Annotated in this window: 16 protein-coding genes and 3 pseudogenes; 6 read left to right on the forward strand and 13 right to left on the reverse strand. The window is 57.4% G+C overall.

From position 1 onward, the window contains the following. Positions 1–261 precede the first annotated feature (261 nt). Positions 262–609, forward strand: coding sequence for a hypothetical protein (locus JQK88_RS31145; protein ID WP_203280479.1), 348 nt, complete (start codon positions 262–264; stop codon positions 607–609). 1 nt (position 610) lies between these two features. Further along, the gene (locus JQK88_RS31150; RefSeq protein ID WP_203280480.1) at positions 611–1,177 is read left to right on the forward strand and encodes a type II toxin-antitoxin system VapC family toxin; all 567 of its coding nucleotides are present in this window, start codon (positions 611–613) and stop codon (positions 1,175–1,177) included. Between the two features lie 476 nt (positions 1,178–1,653). Here JQK88_RS31150 and JQK88_RS31155 read toward each other — a convergent pair. The 4 genes and pseudogenes from JQK88_RS31155 to JQK88_RS31170 form a co-directional block, all read right to left on the reverse strand. Beyond that, positions 1,654–2,382 (reverse strand): annotated as a pseudogene (locus tag JQK88_RS31155) (sulfite exporter TauE/SafE family protein). Positions 2,383–2,532: 150 nt separating this feature from the next. Then, positions 2,533–4,185, reverse strand: coding sequence for a chaperonin GroEL (gene groL / locus JQK88_RS31160; RefSeq protein ID WP_203280481.1), 1,653 nt, complete (start codon positions 4,183–4,185; stop codon positions 2,533–2,535). 65 nt (positions 4,186–4,250) lie between these two features. Next, the gene (gene groES, locus JQK88_RS31165) at positions 4,251–4,547 is read right to left on the reverse strand and encodes a co-chaperone GroES (RefSeq protein WP_123169349.1); all 297 of its coding nucleotides are present in this window, start codon (positions 4,545–4,547) and stop codon (positions 4,251–4,253) included. 376 nt (positions 4,548–4,923) lie between these two features. Further along, positions 4,924–5,520 (reverse strand): hypothetical protein, encoded by a 597-nt coding sequence (locus JQK88_RS31170; RefSeq protein WP_203280482.1) that lies wholly within the window; start codon positions 5,518–5,520, stop codon positions 4,924–4,926. A 494-nt stretch (positions 5,521–6,014) separates the two neighbouring features. Here JQK88_RS31170 and JQK88_RS31175 point away from each other — a divergent pair. Next, positions 6,015–6,107 (forward strand): annotated as a pseudogene (locus tag JQK88_RS31175) (BBE domain-containing protein); the annotation flags it as partial. Positions 6,108–6,588: 481 nt separating this feature from the next. On the opposite strand, the pseudogene JQK88_RS31180 reads toward JQK88_RS31175, so the two are convergent. The 3 genes and pseudogenes from JQK88_RS31180 to JQK88_RS31190 all read right to left on the reverse strand — a co-directional run. Next, positions 6,589–6,699, reverse strand: a pseudogene (locus tag JQK88_RS31180) (tyrosine-type recombinase/integrase); the annotation flags it as partial. A gap of 487 nt (positions 6,700–7,186) precedes the next feature. Beyond that, positions 7,187–7,645: a hypothetical protein gene (locus JQK88_RS31185; RefSeq protein ID WP_203280483.1), complete on the reverse strand. Its 459-nt coding sequence runs from the start codon at positions 7,643–7,645 to the stop codon at positions 7,187–7,189. 57 nt (positions 7,646–7,702) lie between these two features. Further along, complete coding sequence (locus tag JQK88_RS31190; protein ID WP_203280484.1) at positions 7,703–8,305, reverse strand: hypothetical protein; 603 nt, start codon at positions 8,303–8,305, stop codon at positions 7,703–7,705. Between the two features lie 118 nt (positions 8,306–8,423). On the opposite strand from JQK88_RS31190, the gene JQK88_RS31195 reads away from it, so the two are divergent. Then, positions 8,424–8,930, forward strand: a complete 507-nt coding sequence (locus JQK88_RS31195) for a helix-turn-helix domain-containing protein (protein WP_312037362.1) — start codon at positions 8,424–8,426, stop codon at positions 8,928–8,930. 25 nt (positions 8,931–8,955) lie between these two features. Here JQK88_RS31195 and JQK88_RS37610 read toward each other — a convergent pair whose 3' ends face one another. From JQK88_RS37610 to JQK88_RS31210, 3 genes are all read right to left on the reverse strand, one after another. Further along, positions 8,956–9,285, reverse strand: a complete 330-nt coding sequence (locus tag JQK88_RS37610) for an ATP-binding protein (RefSeq protein ID WP_376740478.1) — start codon at positions 9,283–9,285, stop codon at positions 8,956–8,958. A 103-nt stretch (positions 9,286–9,388) separates the two neighbouring features. Beyond that, on the reverse strand, positions 9,389–10,414 hold the full coding sequence (locus JQK88_RS31205; protein ID WP_203280487.1) for an alpha/beta fold hydrolase: 1,026 nt from the start codon (positions 10,412–10,414) through the stop codon (positions 9,389–9,391). Further along, positions 10,404–12,017, reverse strand: a complete 1,614-nt coding sequence (locus JQK88_RS31210; protein WP_203280507.1) for an RcgA family putative transporter — start codon at positions 12,015–12,017, stop codon at positions 10,404–10,406. The genes JQK88_RS31205 and JQK88_RS31210 overlap by 11 nt, the downstream gene beginning before the upstream one ends. Positions 12,018–12,757: 740 nt before the next feature. Here JQK88_RS31210 and JQK88_RS31215 point away from each other — a divergent pair. Further along, positions 12,758–13,102 carry a hypothetical protein gene (locus JQK88_RS31215; protein ID WP_203280488.1) on the forward strand — a complete coding sequence of 115 codons (345 nt, stop codon included), beginning with the start codon at positions 12,758–12,760 and terminating at the stop codon, positions 13,100–13,102. On the opposite strand, the gene JQK88_RS31220 is transcribed toward JQK88_RS31215, so the two are convergent. Genes JQK88_RS31220 through JQK88_RS31230 form a run of 3 tightly spaced genes read right to left on the reverse strand, consistent with a single transcriptional unit; the run spans position 13,099 to position 14,407 of the window. Beyond that, positions 13,099–13,263, reverse strand: a complete 165-nt coding sequence (locus tag JQK88_RS31220) for a hypothetical protein (protein WP_203280489.1) — start codon at positions 13,261–13,263, stop codon at positions 13,099–13,101. The two genes, JQK88_RS31215 and JQK88_RS31220, sit on opposite strands and share 4 nt — an antisense overlap. Beyond that, positions 13,260–13,808 carry a thermonuclease family protein gene (locus JQK88_RS31225; protein ID WP_203280490.1) on the reverse strand — a complete coding sequence of 183 codons (549 nt, stop codon included), beginning with the start codon at positions 13,806–13,808 and terminating at the stop codon, positions 13,260–13,262. The genes JQK88_RS31220 and JQK88_RS31225 overlap by 4 nt, the downstream gene beginning before the upstream one ends. Beyond that, complete coding sequence (locus JQK88_RS31230) at positions 13,805–14,407, reverse strand: hypothetical protein (protein ID WP_203280491.1); 603 nt, start codon at positions 14,405–14,407, stop codon at positions 13,805–13,807. Before JQK88_RS31230 ends, JQK88_RS31225 begins: the two co-directional genes overlap by 4 nt. 88 nt (positions 14,408–14,495) lie before the next feature. Between JQK88_RS31230 and JQK88_RS31235 the strand changes: the two genes are divergently transcribed. Then, entirely contained in the window at positions 14,496–15,149 is a 654-nt protein-coding gene (locus tag JQK88_RS31235; protein ID WP_203280492.1) for a lytic transglycosylase domain-containing protein, read from the forward strand. Positions 15,150–15,152 lie beyond the last annotated feature (3 nt).

Below are 15,152 nucleotides of genomic sequence, written 5' to 3' on the forward strand. Positions count from 1 at the left end.
TTCGCCGAGCCGGCGCCCGTCAGAGTTGATCCCTAAAAGACGGCCGCGGACTTGACCCTGAGTGCCCATGACCTGCTGCTGTGGACAAAACCCAGCCATTCAGGTCGTTGCGGCCGTGGTCTCCTCCCTTGGGAGGGCTTCAGCAAAGCACCTTTCGGGGGCCGTGAGCCATCTTCTGATCTTGAGTCATTGAAGAAATCCGGGTTACCTATTATGTTGTCTGAAATCGAAATTTGTTAAACGGACGCGTAAGGAGCTCAGATGGCGAAGACAGCTGTACGTGTGCGTCACGGCCTCGGGCGCGTGGGCAACAAGCGGACGAGAACGCTTCCCAAAATGGCTGCGAAAATGCAGATGAATCGCCTAGCCAGGATTGAAGCCGTCCTGCAGAGGGCGGAAGAATTCGGCCTGCGCGCTGAGAAGGACGGCAGGATTGCGGGGCGGGTGAGTGCTGATCTGATCAAGAGGGCCAAAGCTCGAACCGGATTGACGTCTGATACCGAGCTCGTCGAATTTGCGTTGGCAAATGTGGCGTTGGAAGACAATTTTGCCGAGACCTTCAGGAAAACACGGGGAACGGTGGATCCGACGCTGAAGCTCGGGTTCTGAATTGGCTGATTTCGACTTCGGTGCGGCCGTCAGATGGTCGCGATTTGATCCTCAGAAAACCTTAAGCCGCCGCCCCGATAAGGAGCTGCCGATCATCGGTAACCTTGTCGAGGCGGGGCAGGAGCTGTTGCTAGATACCTGCGTTTACATCGACGGTTTGCAGGGCCGAGCACCTGAAGCAGCTGCCGACGTCCTCGACCTTAGGCAGGTCAATCATTCCACTGTAGCTATTCAGGAGCTGATGCACACCGTGGGGGTCCTCGACCCTAAACACCCGGGCACGGCCAAAGCAATCAAGCAGATCGCGACCACGATCAAGGATATGCCGCCCCATCGGGTTTTTGCACCGGATCCCGATGTTCTGGGCCGAGCCGCACTCCTCTCAGGAACGCTGTGCCGCCTTCAAGGCTACAAGGATGATTCCAGGCTTCGGGCGCTTCAGGATTGCGTGCTGTTCCTGCAGGCACAGAAATTGGGATTTTCCGTTCTAACAGGCAACATCAGCGACTTCGACTATTTGCTTCAGCTGATCCCGACAGGTCGGGTTTTGATGTATCGGCGAATCTGAATATAGTCGCCCGCCGCCCTCCTGAACTACGGTTAGCGACTCGAAATCTGTATTACCCCTCCATCCGCGGTTACTCGGATTCTCTATGCTGAAACTCATACTCAATGGTGCTCCATCGTATGGAAGACGGCATATTGTCATGCCTCTTTTTCGCGTCGTGGCTCGTTTCCGAAACGGCGGCAATTGATTTGCGGAAGGATCCGTTCGCGAAAACGAAGCGGCCTTTGCCGCATCTATCGCCAAGGCATTAGCGTGCGAGATCGCAACAAGCCACTTGGCAGCCAAAACCGTGATGCTCTGGACGGATGACCGGTTCTGCAGTCTTCCACGCTCTGACAAGAGGTGCATGCCCCCCGCAGCTTCTCTCTCCAGGCGGCTTCGCTTCTCACCGCGCGGCCCAACTCGCCACCAGTCCGCGAACGTGGAACCTCGCTTCGGTTACGCCGATCAGGATGTCCGGAAGAAAAAGCGGAGCTTCAGAAGGGAATCCGCTTGCTCGACTCAGACAATCCCACTTGTTGGGCGGTCTGGAACAAAGGGAGCAGCATGATCAGGCCGCCGACGAGGCGCAAAAGCGTCCCCCCGCGTATGGCCTCGACCATCCATCCGGCAATTGAGCGGCGACTACGCCGCCAACGATCAGCCCGGCATCGAGCTCGCATGCGTCGAACAGCGCCTCCGCCTCCAGATGGCCGGAGGCGAGCGCAACGATGAACATGATGGACACCGCGAGCGTGATCAAGGACTCGCTGGCGTTGACGGTGCCGATCACGGAGAGGGGGCGCCGGCGCCGAGCAGCCCGGTGACGACCATCGGCCCCCAACCGCCGCCGCCCGCCGCGTCCAGGAAGCCGCCGGTCGCGCCCAGGGGCTCGACGAACACGGTCGGAACAGATTTGCTGGGAAGCTTGCGAAAAGAGCGGACGAACAGCCAGAACCCGATCACCGCCAGAGAGGTCGTGACATGGGGTTTGACCACGTCGCCGTCGAAGAGGTGAGCACGAAGGCGCCGAGGCAGCCGCCCAGAATGCCGAAGGGCGCGAGCTGCCAGAACAGCTTCCAGTCGATATTGCGGTGATAGTGTGCTGGCGGAACGCCGAACGACAGCAGCACCGTCGACGAGACCACGCCGTAGGCCATGCCGAGCGCGCCGTCCACCGCTTGGGCAAGAAAGCCGCCCATGGCGAGCAGAATGAATTCAGTCATTGGTGTCCGCCATGAAAGTGCCGCCGTATGGTGCCCGTGATCGGGCCTGCCCGCATTCTAGACGCCGGCCCCTTGTGGGCAAAAAAGTTCGCCCAAAGAAAAAGGGCGGCATCGCTGCCGCCCTTTCCGAGATCGTTAGGGTACGTGGGCTTAGAAATCCATGCCGCCCATGCCGCCCATGCCACCGCCGGGCATACCACCCGGCATGCCGCCAGCGGACTCCTTCTTCGGAGCCTCGGCGATCATGGCTTCGGTGGTTACCAGCAGGCCGGCGACCGAGGCCGCGTCCTGGAGAGCCGTGCGCACGACCTTCATCGGATCGACGATACCCATGGCGATCATGTCGCCATAGTCGCCGGTCTGGGCGTTGTAGCCGAAGGTCGCATCCTTGTTGTCGAGGATCTTGCCGGCGACGATCGAAGCTTCGGCGCCTGCATTCGCAGCGATCTGGCGGGCCGGAGCCTGCAGGGCGCGCCGGACGATGGCGATGCCGGCCGTCTGATCGGCATTGGCGCCGGTGACGGTGATGGCCAGCGAAGCGCGCAGCAGGGCGACGCCGCCGCCTGCAACGATGCCTTCTTCCACGGCCGCGCGGGTCGCGTTGAGGGCGTCATCGACGCGGTCCTTCTTTTCCTTGACTTCGACTTCCGTCGCACCGCCGACACGGATCACCGCAACGCCGCCCGCGAGCTTCGCGAGACGTTCCTGCAGCTTCTCCTTGTCGTAGTCCGAGGTGGTCTCCTCGATCTGCTGCTTGATCTGGGCGACGCGGCCCTGGATCTCGGCCTTCTTGCCGGCGCCGTCGACGATGGTGGTGTTCTCCTTGGAGATCGACACCTTCTTGGCGCGGCCGAGCATGTTGAGGCCGACATTCTCGAGCTTGATGCCGAGGTCTTCCGAGATGACCTGGCCACCGGTGAGGATGGCGATGTCTTCCAGCATGGCCTTGCGGCGATCACCGAAGCCCGGCGCCTTGACGGCGGCGATCTTCAGGCCGCCACGCAGCTTGTTGACGACGAGCGTGGCCAGAGCCTCGCCTTCGACGTCTTCCGAGATGATGACCAGCGGCTTCGAGGTCTGCACGACAGCCTCGAGGATCGGCAGCATGGCCTGCAGGTTGGAGAGCTTCTTCTCGTGGAGAAGGATGTAGGCGTCTTCCAGATCGGCAACCATCTTGTCGGCGTTGGTGACGAAGTAGGGCGAGAGATAGCCGCGGTCGAACTGCATGCCTTCGACGACTTCGAGTTCGGTCTCGGCGGTCTTGGCTTCCTCGACCGTGATGACGCCTTCGTTGCCGACCTTCTGCATCGCTTCCGCGATCATCTTGCCGACCGACTCGTCGCCATTGCCGGCGATCGTGCCGACCTGGGCGACTTCTTCCGAGGTCTTGATCTTCTTGGCGTTCTTGACGAGGTGAGCGACGACTTCGGTGACGGCCAGATCGATGCCGCGCTTCAGGTCCATCGGGTTCATGCCGGCGGCAACCGCCTTATGGCCTTCCTGAACGATCGACTGCGCCAGAACGGTCGCGGTCGTGGTGCCGTCGCCGGCGATGTCGTTGGTCTTGGACGCGACTTCGCGGATCATCTGAGCGCCCATGTTCTCGAACTTGTCGGAAAGTTCGATTTCCTTGGCGACGGTGACGCCGTCCTTCGTGATGCGCGGCGCGCCAAACGACTTGTCGATGACGACGTTGCGGCCCTTGGGGCCGAGCGTGACCTTCACCGCGTCGGCGAGGATGTTGATGCCGTGAAGCATGCGCTCCCGGGCATCACGGGAGAATTTTACGTCTTTGGCAGCCATTTTTTACTCCTGGGCATTTCGCCCGAAATTCAGATTGGATGGTGCGGATGAAAGGCGGCGGCGTGTCAGCCGATGATGCCCATGATGTCGGCTTCCTTCATGATCAGAAGGTCTTCGCCGTTGAGCTTGACTTCGGTGCCGGACCACTTGCCGAACAGGATGCGGTCGCCAGCCTTGACGTCCAGGGGCACGAGCTTACCCGCCTCGTCGCGCGCGCCAGAGCCGGCGGCGATGATCTCGCCTTCCTGCGGCTTTTCCTTTGCGGTATCGGGGATGATGATCCCGCCAGCGGTCTTCGCTTCGGACTCGACGCGGCGAACGACCACGCGGTCATGCAGCGGCCGGAAATTCGACTTTGCCATTTTTGGATGTCCCTGGTGCGGATGTTGAACGGTTCTCCGTTGCCGGAGAGTTGTTAGCACTCACTAGAAGCGAGTGCTAACGTGGCGGTGAGATAGGCCCTCGGCTGGCACGAGTCAAGACTGGAGGAGGGGACGGGCGAGGCGCAAAGATTTTGCAATCGGCGCGGCAGCACCCTGCCACCTTCTCGTGAGGAGAAGGGTTTTCTGCGTCTTTTGCCGACGGCCGCTCTTCGCCCAAGCCTCAAAACATCTCCGCCAGCGGCCCCTGCCGGGTGAGGCCGGCGGGGAAGGGCCTGAACGGCAGTTCGCCCAGTGCCTTTTCGGCGAAGAGCGCCGCGCGGATGCGGCACCGGCAAGTTCCTCGATGGCTCGTCGATCAGACATCGCGCCGCACATTCCACCCAGTTACGAGGTAGGATGCAGTGACGTCTAGTCGATGAGGGAATTGCAGCGCAGATGGAATCTCTTGCAGTTGAGTGACAGCTCGCTGCTTTCCATCATAGACCACCACATCGGCGGTATCTTCCAGACTGCAGTCTAGCTCCCTGGAGATGAGGGCAGTTAGCGATTTTGGGTCGACATGCCCGACCGGAATGCACAGCAGGCGCGGGCAAGCTGTTTCCCCGGCAAATGACCTGGAGAAGCTGAAAGCAGCCTCTGCGATGCCTACCGACATTCCATCCGCGTAATCTTTGCGGGAGACCATGATGATTGGGATGTTTGTACCAAGGTCGAAGGCACCGGCCACGCTGGCGAAGAGCGACGCCATCCTGGTTAGGGCATATTCTAGCTCCTGCCCTGCTTGGGCAGCCGAGGGAAGAAATATATCGAGCGGAATGACAAGGTAGTCGACATCCATAAGATCCCTAGCAATTTCTGCGGGGTCTCGCGCTTGCCAACGGCCGACTGTTGGCAAATCCAGATGGGCATCCTGAATATTGTTGGAAAGAAACGAAGCAATTGCGCCGCGCATCCGTCAGACCGAACCTGCTGTGGGGAGGTCGCGAGGGACGAGCACCGCCTCGCGAATGGTTAGGCGCCCCTCGGCACCCGACTGATTTGTTGCGTCAGCTTCGCCACTGCGCGTGTCGGGGATATTGGATGAGCCACCAATTCGACCGTACATGACGATTCGCACTCCTTTTGTTTCGCATTCAGTTCAGGCTGGTTAGGCGCGGCAGGTCTGGATAGACCACCTAGCTGACGATTAGCTGACGAAGGCGTTCTTCCGGGTGCACAAACGAAATCAGGCTCCCGCCTACACCGGCCAGCGAAGGCCGCAGGTCAGGCCGCTGAACTTGCGGGGTCTTGAGCCGCCAGTTCCAAGGGGGCTCCAGCTGGTTCTGTTGCAAACTATTCGGTAAGCTGATGCAGGTCCTATGGGATGCGATGAGACCGTTCTCGACCGGAGGCGTCTATGCCAACAATCTCGGGCGAAGAGGGCGCTGACAGGGTTCGGCGGCCTACGGTGGGAACTACCCAAGGTTGGCCGCTTTGAAAAACAAGTATGATCCTACCAATTTCTTCCGCCTGAACCAGAACGTCAGGCCGGCACCTTGACTGGTTCGTGATCCGTCGGTGGAGCGTCCTTGCTCTGCTCTTCGCAGTCAGAACTGCGATGGCATTTCAATTTCACAGTGTTGCGGCGCTCGCCCCGATGCTCAGACACGAATTTGGCTTTTAATCTTCCGAGATCGGTCTGCTAATCGGTCTCTATCTTACGCCGGGTGTTGCCTTGGCGTTACCAGGTGGGACAATCGGGAAATATTACAGAGACAAGTCAGTTGTCGCTGCGGGCCTTGCTCTGATGATCTGCGGCGGTCTCATCATGGTCGCTTCGCCCTCGTTATATGTGCCACCGGGTAGGGCAGCTTTGCGGACTAGCATCTCGACCTGGTGAATATGCAGGCATGCATCCATCTTGTGGATGCGCACCAACCGAACAATCGATTTGTTCAATTCGCTTCTGGAAAGCTAACTCATGGAATCATGGGCTCTGGACGGCGACGCTGGCTTTGCGAATGAAGCGGGCTGCACTTAGGCGCGAAAACTTCGCCACGGCATGCACGTAGGATCGCTGCGTGGCCGGCGACAGATTACGGATCGTCATATCCTCGATCATGCGCCGGCGAAGCGGGCTCAACTCGGCCATTTTATTGCTCCTGTTCTCAAGATTGCGCTTCAACAGCCGCAATCCTCTAAAACAGAAGCTTCACCCGCAAACCGACCCGCCAAATGCCGCGTCAGCGGCTTCGTTCAATCCCCTTTATGGGTCTATGTCCTAGTCTAGAAGAGACAGTGGGCTCGCGTATCGACCTCACGGCACATTGTTTTACAATATATTTTGGTAAGTTCCATAATATATGTTACGCGACTTTCATCAGTAAAGGTTAATATTTCTCAATATTGCAAATTATACATATCGCTCTCAGAAAGTCTTACCGATCGTCATCGAGAGCTATCCATCAATGTTTCAGCAGTAACGCCTATCGACGTCTCGGTTCACAAGTTCGACACTACTTAAGATACCCTCATCGTTTGATTAAATTTGGCCGGAGACTCTGAACTCTTATTAACAGCCGGGCTGGCGTACCGGGTCAGACCATATCGGCCTTCGCTCGCCTCCCCTCTCGGCGCACTCACTTGTGCGGCATGCAATAGACTCCCTCGGATACCATCAGTACCGCGCCACCCTTCAACTCGCTCAGTGCGCCGACCCACGCTTGCGAATAAGTGCGGCTGGCATCCACGGCCGTCAGCCAAAGAACCCGATTGTCGGCCAGTTCGACTTTAACTTCCTGCTGCAAAGGGCTTGCCTGCACGGTCTGTTGATAGTGGCGTTTGATCCTGACATTGCTGGTCGGGAACTCAGCTTCGTTGCTGCCGTAGTTCAGCACAAATCCAGTGTGGTCCTCAGCCACCGAGCAACTGCCATCACGCTCACACACGATTTTGGCAGCGGTCTTGCACTCCCATTTCAGTGAAGCGGGCCAGATAGGATTGTCCACGTTTGATCGCGGCTTGTCGCTCTGACTAGCCGCCATCAACACAGCGCCTGTGTTCAAAATCACAGTGGACAGGAGAAGTACCTTAAACACTACAAACCTCCCAGAATTGTGACCCTGATAGTGCCTCGTCCTGCTCGATCGCCTGGCTTAGGGCATGTTGAGATTGAACCAGCTTTTCTGGCGCATACCGTTCGCGTCGTCATACTCGATGAACCAGGGTTTTTCGCGCATCGGCCGAGAGATGATGACGAAGGTCGAGCCGTTACCACGGGAAGGCCCTCTATCGACTGCGGTGGTTTGGATTTTTGCCGCCACCAACTTTCCGTTGATTTCGATCTGGGCCTGTCGAGATCCATTGTCATGATTCTGGCCGAGGCGACTATTCATGAAAGTGACGGGCAGCGTGAGTGTGTCGGCCGCGATGCGGCAGATGTTCCGTTCTTGCCCCATTCCGGGTCGATCGGAATCGTTGCCGCCAACTGCTTGCCAGCCAGGCGGACAATCCTCATACTTCTCGAACCTCGCGGCGCTGGAGTTGGCTTGCGGACAAGTCGGCCAGTCAAAACCCGGGGCTTCCATCGCCGCAATCAACTTGTAAATTGGCGGGTGGCACGAGGGGGTACCCTGCCAGTCGCCGGAAAGACAGAGGAGGACTTGACAGCCCCATTCCGACGCCTGTGATTGGGATGGAAGAGCTGCGGTGCCCACGATGGCGACGGCACCCAACAAAAGGAATTTGAGTATGGTCATAGCCTTTTCCTCGCTGCGGATTTTGACAGTTTACTATGGATGATCCGCGCGAAAAAAGACAGATCGAAAAGGCAGGTTTGTGCGACTACATCGATTTATGAAACGAGACGATACGGGCGTGGTCAACAACCCGTTGCGCGCCAACATTGCCCTGACGCTTGAGCGGGAGAGAGCCAGACGTGGCCTCTCCCATATGCACATGGCCGAGCTGTTTCGGACCGCCGAGGGCGAAAAACTGGCCTATCGAACCTACATTCAGACGGTGCGTCAGAAAAATAATGTCACATTGACGACGCTGCAGATCATGGCAAAGGGCTTGCAAGTGTCTTTTGCAGGACTGCTCGCCGGCGGTAAGAAAGTTCCGGAATGGGCGCATCGGTTGGACGACAATGCGATCCGCAAGCGGCTGGCGCACATCATCGATTTTGAGCGACAACGACGTACTTTGCACCGCTATGAGATGGCCGAACTCATCGGTGTGGCGGAGGCGACATTCACGAAACTGGAACGCGCGAGCGGCAATATCAGCGTGGACACGATTGCGGCGATCGCCAAGGCGTTGAAACTTGATCCAGCGACCTTCCTGTTTTCCGAAAAGATCCCGCCTGGCAGAGCCGACACCTAGCCGCCCCACGAGTGTTCCTAAAGGGCTATAATTCGCCCCAGCCGGCGACCGCTCCTATGCCCCTGCCGGTCAGGCCCGGCGGCCGACTAGCGCCCCCGCCGCGGCTGTCGGGCCGCTGCTGTCGTCGTCGGCTGTTAGCCTGTTGCAGCGGCGGGGATGATAAGGGGACTTTGACATGGACGACTGTGCCGGCGCCGGGAATGCTGCTGATGAACAGCTTTCCATTGAGGGTCGAAACCATATGAGAACAAGCCGTCAAACCTAGCCCGGTGTGATTGCCGCCGGCTGTAGAGAAGAAGGGTGTCGTGGCCTTTTCGACAATTGCCGGTTTCATGCCTGCGCCTTTGTCGGCCACTTCCAGGGGTCGGTTCCGGTAGGGGGCGACCCCACATTCATCAATTTCGTGTCGTGATGCCTACCAGAGAATTTGCTAATTAACTGACCGGCCAAAGCCAAACTCATGCTCTCTGGGCCGACTTGTCAGCACGCGACAGAAACCGCTTCAAGCTCAAACCGGCCAATAAAATGTAAGGCGGCATGGCGAGCGAATAGTGACCACAGTTTAATTTCAAAATATTTGGCCTAGCTCCGGCGTCCTTCAGCGCCTGCATGAACCTCTCCGATAGCTCTGGCAACACCACTTTGTCTCTCTTAGCCAACACAACATGAAGATCGAGATCAGGCCGTGCCAAACTATGGGCGTAATTCTCCAAGTTAAGTGGACCCCAGGCCCTTCTGAGATCGGTCAGCTCAATCTCAGGCTCAAGGCTATCACGTATCAATCGTGTCGCGCGACCCGTCCAAACCATATCCGCTAGACTCCCCGCCGTCAGAAACAACGAGGCTTTTGACACAGCCGAGTCGTGCGCCGCGACCACCCCCGCAACCCAGGAGCCTAAGCTCATACCGAGAACCGAAATCTCTCGATAGCCTTCGATCTTCAACCAACGTATGAGTTTTCGCCCATCCAACACTGCCTGCCTTACAGATTGGATCGTTCGACCGAGATTAGGGCTAAGCATATAGTCGGCGTGCACGGAGCTGGGACGGCTACGTTCCAAGTGATAAGGCATAGCAATCTCGACAACCGTGATGCCACGCCGCGAGAAAAAGTGGGCAATCTGACGATTCCGGGCGCTTGCATTCCAATGGTGAAAAATCACCATCGCCTGATCGAACGACCCGCTTTCTGTGATTTTCGCCGAGACGACATTGTTCTGTTCGACATCAGTAGAAATGTCCGATGAAAATTTGAGCCAGCCATCTAGCCTTTCAAACCCCTGATCACTCACATTCGGGTCATCGAAAAAGGCTGGATTAGCCACGGCTTGGTCCGCAAGGGCACAGAATTCCTCGATACTTGTTATCTTCTTCGCACCTGGAAAGGCGCGTTCCGCGTCAAGGGCGAAACCCGTTGGTTTCTTCCCTTCCTCACCGCGTCGCGCCCGCCGCTCATCCCAATGATCAAGCCACCTATGATACACTCTGATTGTTTCCTAACTTACTCGCTTGCCATCGCCCCAACCCCGGATCAAACAGGCCGTATATTGCGAACAGCACTCCAACGCCCAGAAGGATCGAAAAGCCAACAAATGCATCGATCAGCAAGTAGCCAGTCACGAGTAACGCTACGATCGCTGACATCCTCCACAAAGACATACAAAACCGACGTTCGACACCTAAGCGGATGAAGCCGTACAGAAATACAACACAGGTCGAAATAGCGATAAGAAGGCTACTGTAATGGGTCGGCCTACGGTAGATAATCCCGGCGCTCACATCATTGCGCCCATAGAAGGCGGAAGACATATCGCCGACCAACCAAGCCACAATATTCTCTCCACGCGATGTCAGGTAAGCACTCTGGAGCTTCATGACTATGGCGATCAGAAGCCCCAAAACAGTACACCGAAAAATAGCACGCATAATCCGGAGGCTGGCTTCATGGAGCTGGTGTTGATAATCCACCTCCGGCGGATTACTCGCTGCTTCTCCAATTCTCCAAAGATCATGGATCACCGTATAAAGCAAAATGAGGCCTACGAAGAACAGATAAAAACAGAGGCACATGTATAGGTAAGCGAGCCCCGTGAATACGACCGCTTCCGGCACCGATATAACCTCAGGGCGCACAATCGCTAACGAGCCCCAATCCGTCGCATAGTTGCCACCACCTTTGAGCAACGGGATTAAAGACACGCCGATCCACTGAAAAAGACCGGCGAACACCACACAAATCAAAAAAACCGCCCAATATGAATACGAAGAAGCTTGTACGCTGCGCGCCCAGGCATCGTCGCTTTCCATCTTGTCGCCCTGCGCTACAAGCTTTGGGCGGGCTTCATCTTTCCAAAAGGTCACCAGCTCGGTCACGAAGGCAAAAAACAGTGGCAAAAATACCATGAAGACGAATGTCCAATTCGCCGTCCAAAGAAACCCAACCTGCTTGACGACGCCATCCGCCCGGCCATATGTCACGCTGTGAATCCCCGTAAGATACGACAAAAACCCAAGAGCGGTGACACCCGCAAACACCGACGCCGGTAAATTCAGGGGAGATCCGCGACTAAAAAACGCCTCCGATTTCCTCGCCAAACTAAAACGCCGGCTCGGCCCCTTGGCGTCAGTATCCCGTGTCAGCTCTGCCGGGGAGTCTGTCTCGTCATCGAAGGTCGCAGTCAGTGCCGCATCTGGAATCTCCTGTGCAACGCTGCTTCCAGCTCTCCTCCATTCTCGTCTCTTGGCCGATAACCGCGATTGCGCCGCACTGAGCTCCATCTGCCATTCGCTAGTTGCGACCGGATCATCGCATCCAAAAATCCTCGCCAGCCAACGGATGTTGGCAGTGCTAATTCCCTTCTCGTTCTCTTGAAACCAAAGCTGCACCGTTCGCAGATCGACCCCAACCTCGTTGGAATCAATCTGTGAAATCGCCTCTGCAAGAAGCTCGGGCGTCCATGGGCCTGCAGGAAACCCGTCTTTGCCCAAAGGCCGACCCGCACCCGCCGCCGCCAGTAGTTTGAATAATTCTTTGAAATCACTCCCGTCTCTCGGCGGAGGGAGAAATAACTTTCCGTTCCTAAACAATGACTTACAGGCTCTAGTTTCGTTCCATTTCACTAGGCTTCGTATCCTATCGTGCCTTCGTCCTCAATCAACGTTTTTGTCAACTCGATTTTGGCCGGCACGGGAAATGATCGAATGACGGGCGACCCGCTGGAGAGGCCGAACACGGTTGTTGCGTGGGAGATGTTTCGCAAACGCCCGGCCAAGGCACTGAACTGCCCGGATCGGTCGCAGGACGGGCGCCCACCTTACGATGCGGTGATGATGTTAAAAAATCCTGGTGTTACAGACTTTAAGGACTGTCAGATGAGCACGCCGAGTTCAGATCATGGACTGGCGCACCTTCGGGCGGTTCCTTGGTCTTCTGGATACCGGCGACAGGGTCGACGCGGGTTGCTGGCCAGCACCAACACCGGCGCCGAAGGCAGGCCGATGCCGAAGGATATCGAGCAGGGCAACCGGACATGCTCCCGAACCCGCGCCCGTGTCGAGCATCCTTTCGCCGACAGAAGGACCGCATGGGACTGTTCATCCCGCACCATCGGCCGGTCGCGCCCGCGGCAAGGTCAAAATTGGTGTGGGCAATTTCGCCTACAATCTGAAACGTTTTGTCTGGTGGCAGGGCGGAGTGTGACCACATGAGCGAAAAGTAGGGGAAGCCAAGGCCTCGGGAGCCTGAGAAGCAGAGGGATGAACCCATCCCTATTTTTCTCGCTTCCCCAGGTATCATTTACGAATTGTCATGCGCGTGGAGCCGGTCGATGCCCATTCAAGTGGTCTGTAACAACGGAGTGATGGAAGAGGCTGATGGGGTCGCGAATCTGCTCGCGGCGCATCGTCAAGCAGTCGCCATGGTTGAACGTCTCGGCAAGCGATGGATGGGGGCCGAAGGGCCGGACGCGACCCTGATCGGCCGGCGATTGGATTCGGTCCTGGCGGAAGAGGCTATCGCGCGTCGGCGCGCGGCCGCTGCGCCGGTGGCCGATGTCGTTGAGATGAAAATGAAGGCAGCTTATTTCCGGCGGTTGTTGGGGAACGGCTGGTGCGAGATTGATGACGACGATTTGCGCGCGTTGCTCGGTTCTTTCACGAAACTGCAGTCCTAGAAGAAGAACGCCGAAATCCATGAGACCACGGTATTCCAGGCCGCATAGAGTCCTGCCGGCACCAAGATGATCGCAATGAATGCGATAGCATCGCCAATGGCGCCGTCGGTGCGTCCTTCCACGGGATAATAGTATTTGTGCGCTTCATCGTCGTGCTTCATTGTTGTCTCTCCAACACTTGGCTCAGCAGCAGTTGCACAGGATGCTGAAACGTCGTGCCCCACAGACCTGTGCGTTTCATCTTAGCGTTGATTTCCGCGACGAGGTAGCTCTCATTGACGGCTTTGCCCTTTGCTGTCGTTGCGGCAAACGCGTATCCGGTCGCTATGAGCGCGGTGCCAACGTCGATTGTTTCGCCATTCATCTGCGCACCGCACACGACAAAAACCGCTTTGTCGAGGGCGAAGCCGATTGGCTGGCATGTCACCGCGGCGCTATCGAACAGGGCTGCCAGGTGCGCCAGCGAGGTGTTCCCGCAATCGATCTTGTTCACAGTTGGCTCTTCGGCTGACGTGCCTCGAAGACATGACTGGACGCCATAGAGGCGGAAAAGGTGATCTCCGTCACGCCAGGTATCTCCGGTCAGCAGTTGAGCCGATTTCGATACCGCGAAGGGCGTTGGTCCGGCAGAGATGGTGGCATCCTGCGCCCGTGCCGATGCGCACAAACAAAATGCGGCCAACACTGCAAAGCTCGCCTGTTTCATTCCTGGAACTGTCCACCGAGCTCGGCGGAGTGCTCCAGATCGGGGCGCAGGGACTTGCCGTCCTTGTTGCGTCCGATTGCCGCCATGTCGAAAAAGACCATTTCGTCATCGTCGTAGGCGACGTTATACGGGTCGTTTGCATTGCCCGCACCCACGAGAGAGAAACACGACACGGCGTCGGACTCATCCTTCTTGCTTTGCAGCACAAGTGTTTTGCAAAGCACCACGGATGCACGATCGTTGTAGATTCCTTCTTCATAGTCCTGCGCGGCCTTCGTGCAGTCCCATTGCTGCGTCTTGTACGTAATCTTCGGTTTTGGGCAGGCTGCAAGGCCGCGCAGTCGATAGGTCACGCCGTTGATGACGCGCTCGGTCGCCGACGGCACCTTGACCGGCGAAATGAGGGTCGCCGCATCGCGCTGAAAGAGCGCGCCTTTGGCATCGTAGCGCTCATAGACGAACACCTTTTCACCCGGCTTCGCAAACTGAAGCAGGTACCGCTCCGACGGCTGCGCGAAGGCATTTGGGGCGTCGGCGCCGGCGGCATAAGCCACGGCACCCTGGAGCAGCAAAACCGTGCAAAGGGCAATCTGTTTCATTCGAAATCCGTCCCTGCGGTGCATATGGTGTTGACACTTTACTAGGGCTGCGTGTAGCCATAGTAAAGTGTTAAATTTTGGCGACAGTATGAACACTCGCACAGCTCTTCTGTTGACCCTCTGTGCTGCTGCAATACCGTTGCAAGCGCACGGCCGGGACCTGGCATCAGACCGCGTAGCAGTCGCCTTTGCAACGCCGACAGACCCCATTGCCGCGGTCGGGGAGAAAAGGCAGGGGGCGTGCAAAACGGGAAACCGTACTGAAGTCGCCCAACTTTTGCGTTCAATCGCGCAAGAAGAAGGATTCGACGCCGATCTGGCCGAGGCGATTGCATGGGCTGAAAGCGATCTCGGCGCCAGTCAGGGTCCGTCCAAGGTCGGAGCCCTTGGGATCATGCAGTTGATGCCGGGCACGGCGGCCGATCTCGGGGTGAGCGACCGTTGCGATACGCAGGCGAATGTTCGGGCTGGCTTGCGCTATCTGAAGTCACTCTATGACGAGTTCCAGGATCCGCTGCTGATGCTGGCGGCGTATAACGCCGGGCCCAACAGCGTTTACAAGGCGCAAGGGATTCCGGTGAATCCGGAGACCGCGGAATACATCGTGAAGATACTCAACCGCTGGAAGTTCGGCGGTGTCGTGAAGAAGTCCGTCCTGACCAAATCCGAAATGCTGGCGGCCACTCCGCCAGCAAACGAGGACGCTTGGCAGGATGGTCATGTCATGGATTTCGGCAACTGAAAG

The sequence above is a fragment of the Mesorhizobium caraganae genome (assembly GCF_016836705.1).
Taxonomy (GTDB): domain Bacteria; phylum Pseudomonadota; class Alphaproteobacteria; order Rhizobiales; family Rhizobiaceae; genus Mesorhizobium; species Mesorhizobium caraganae.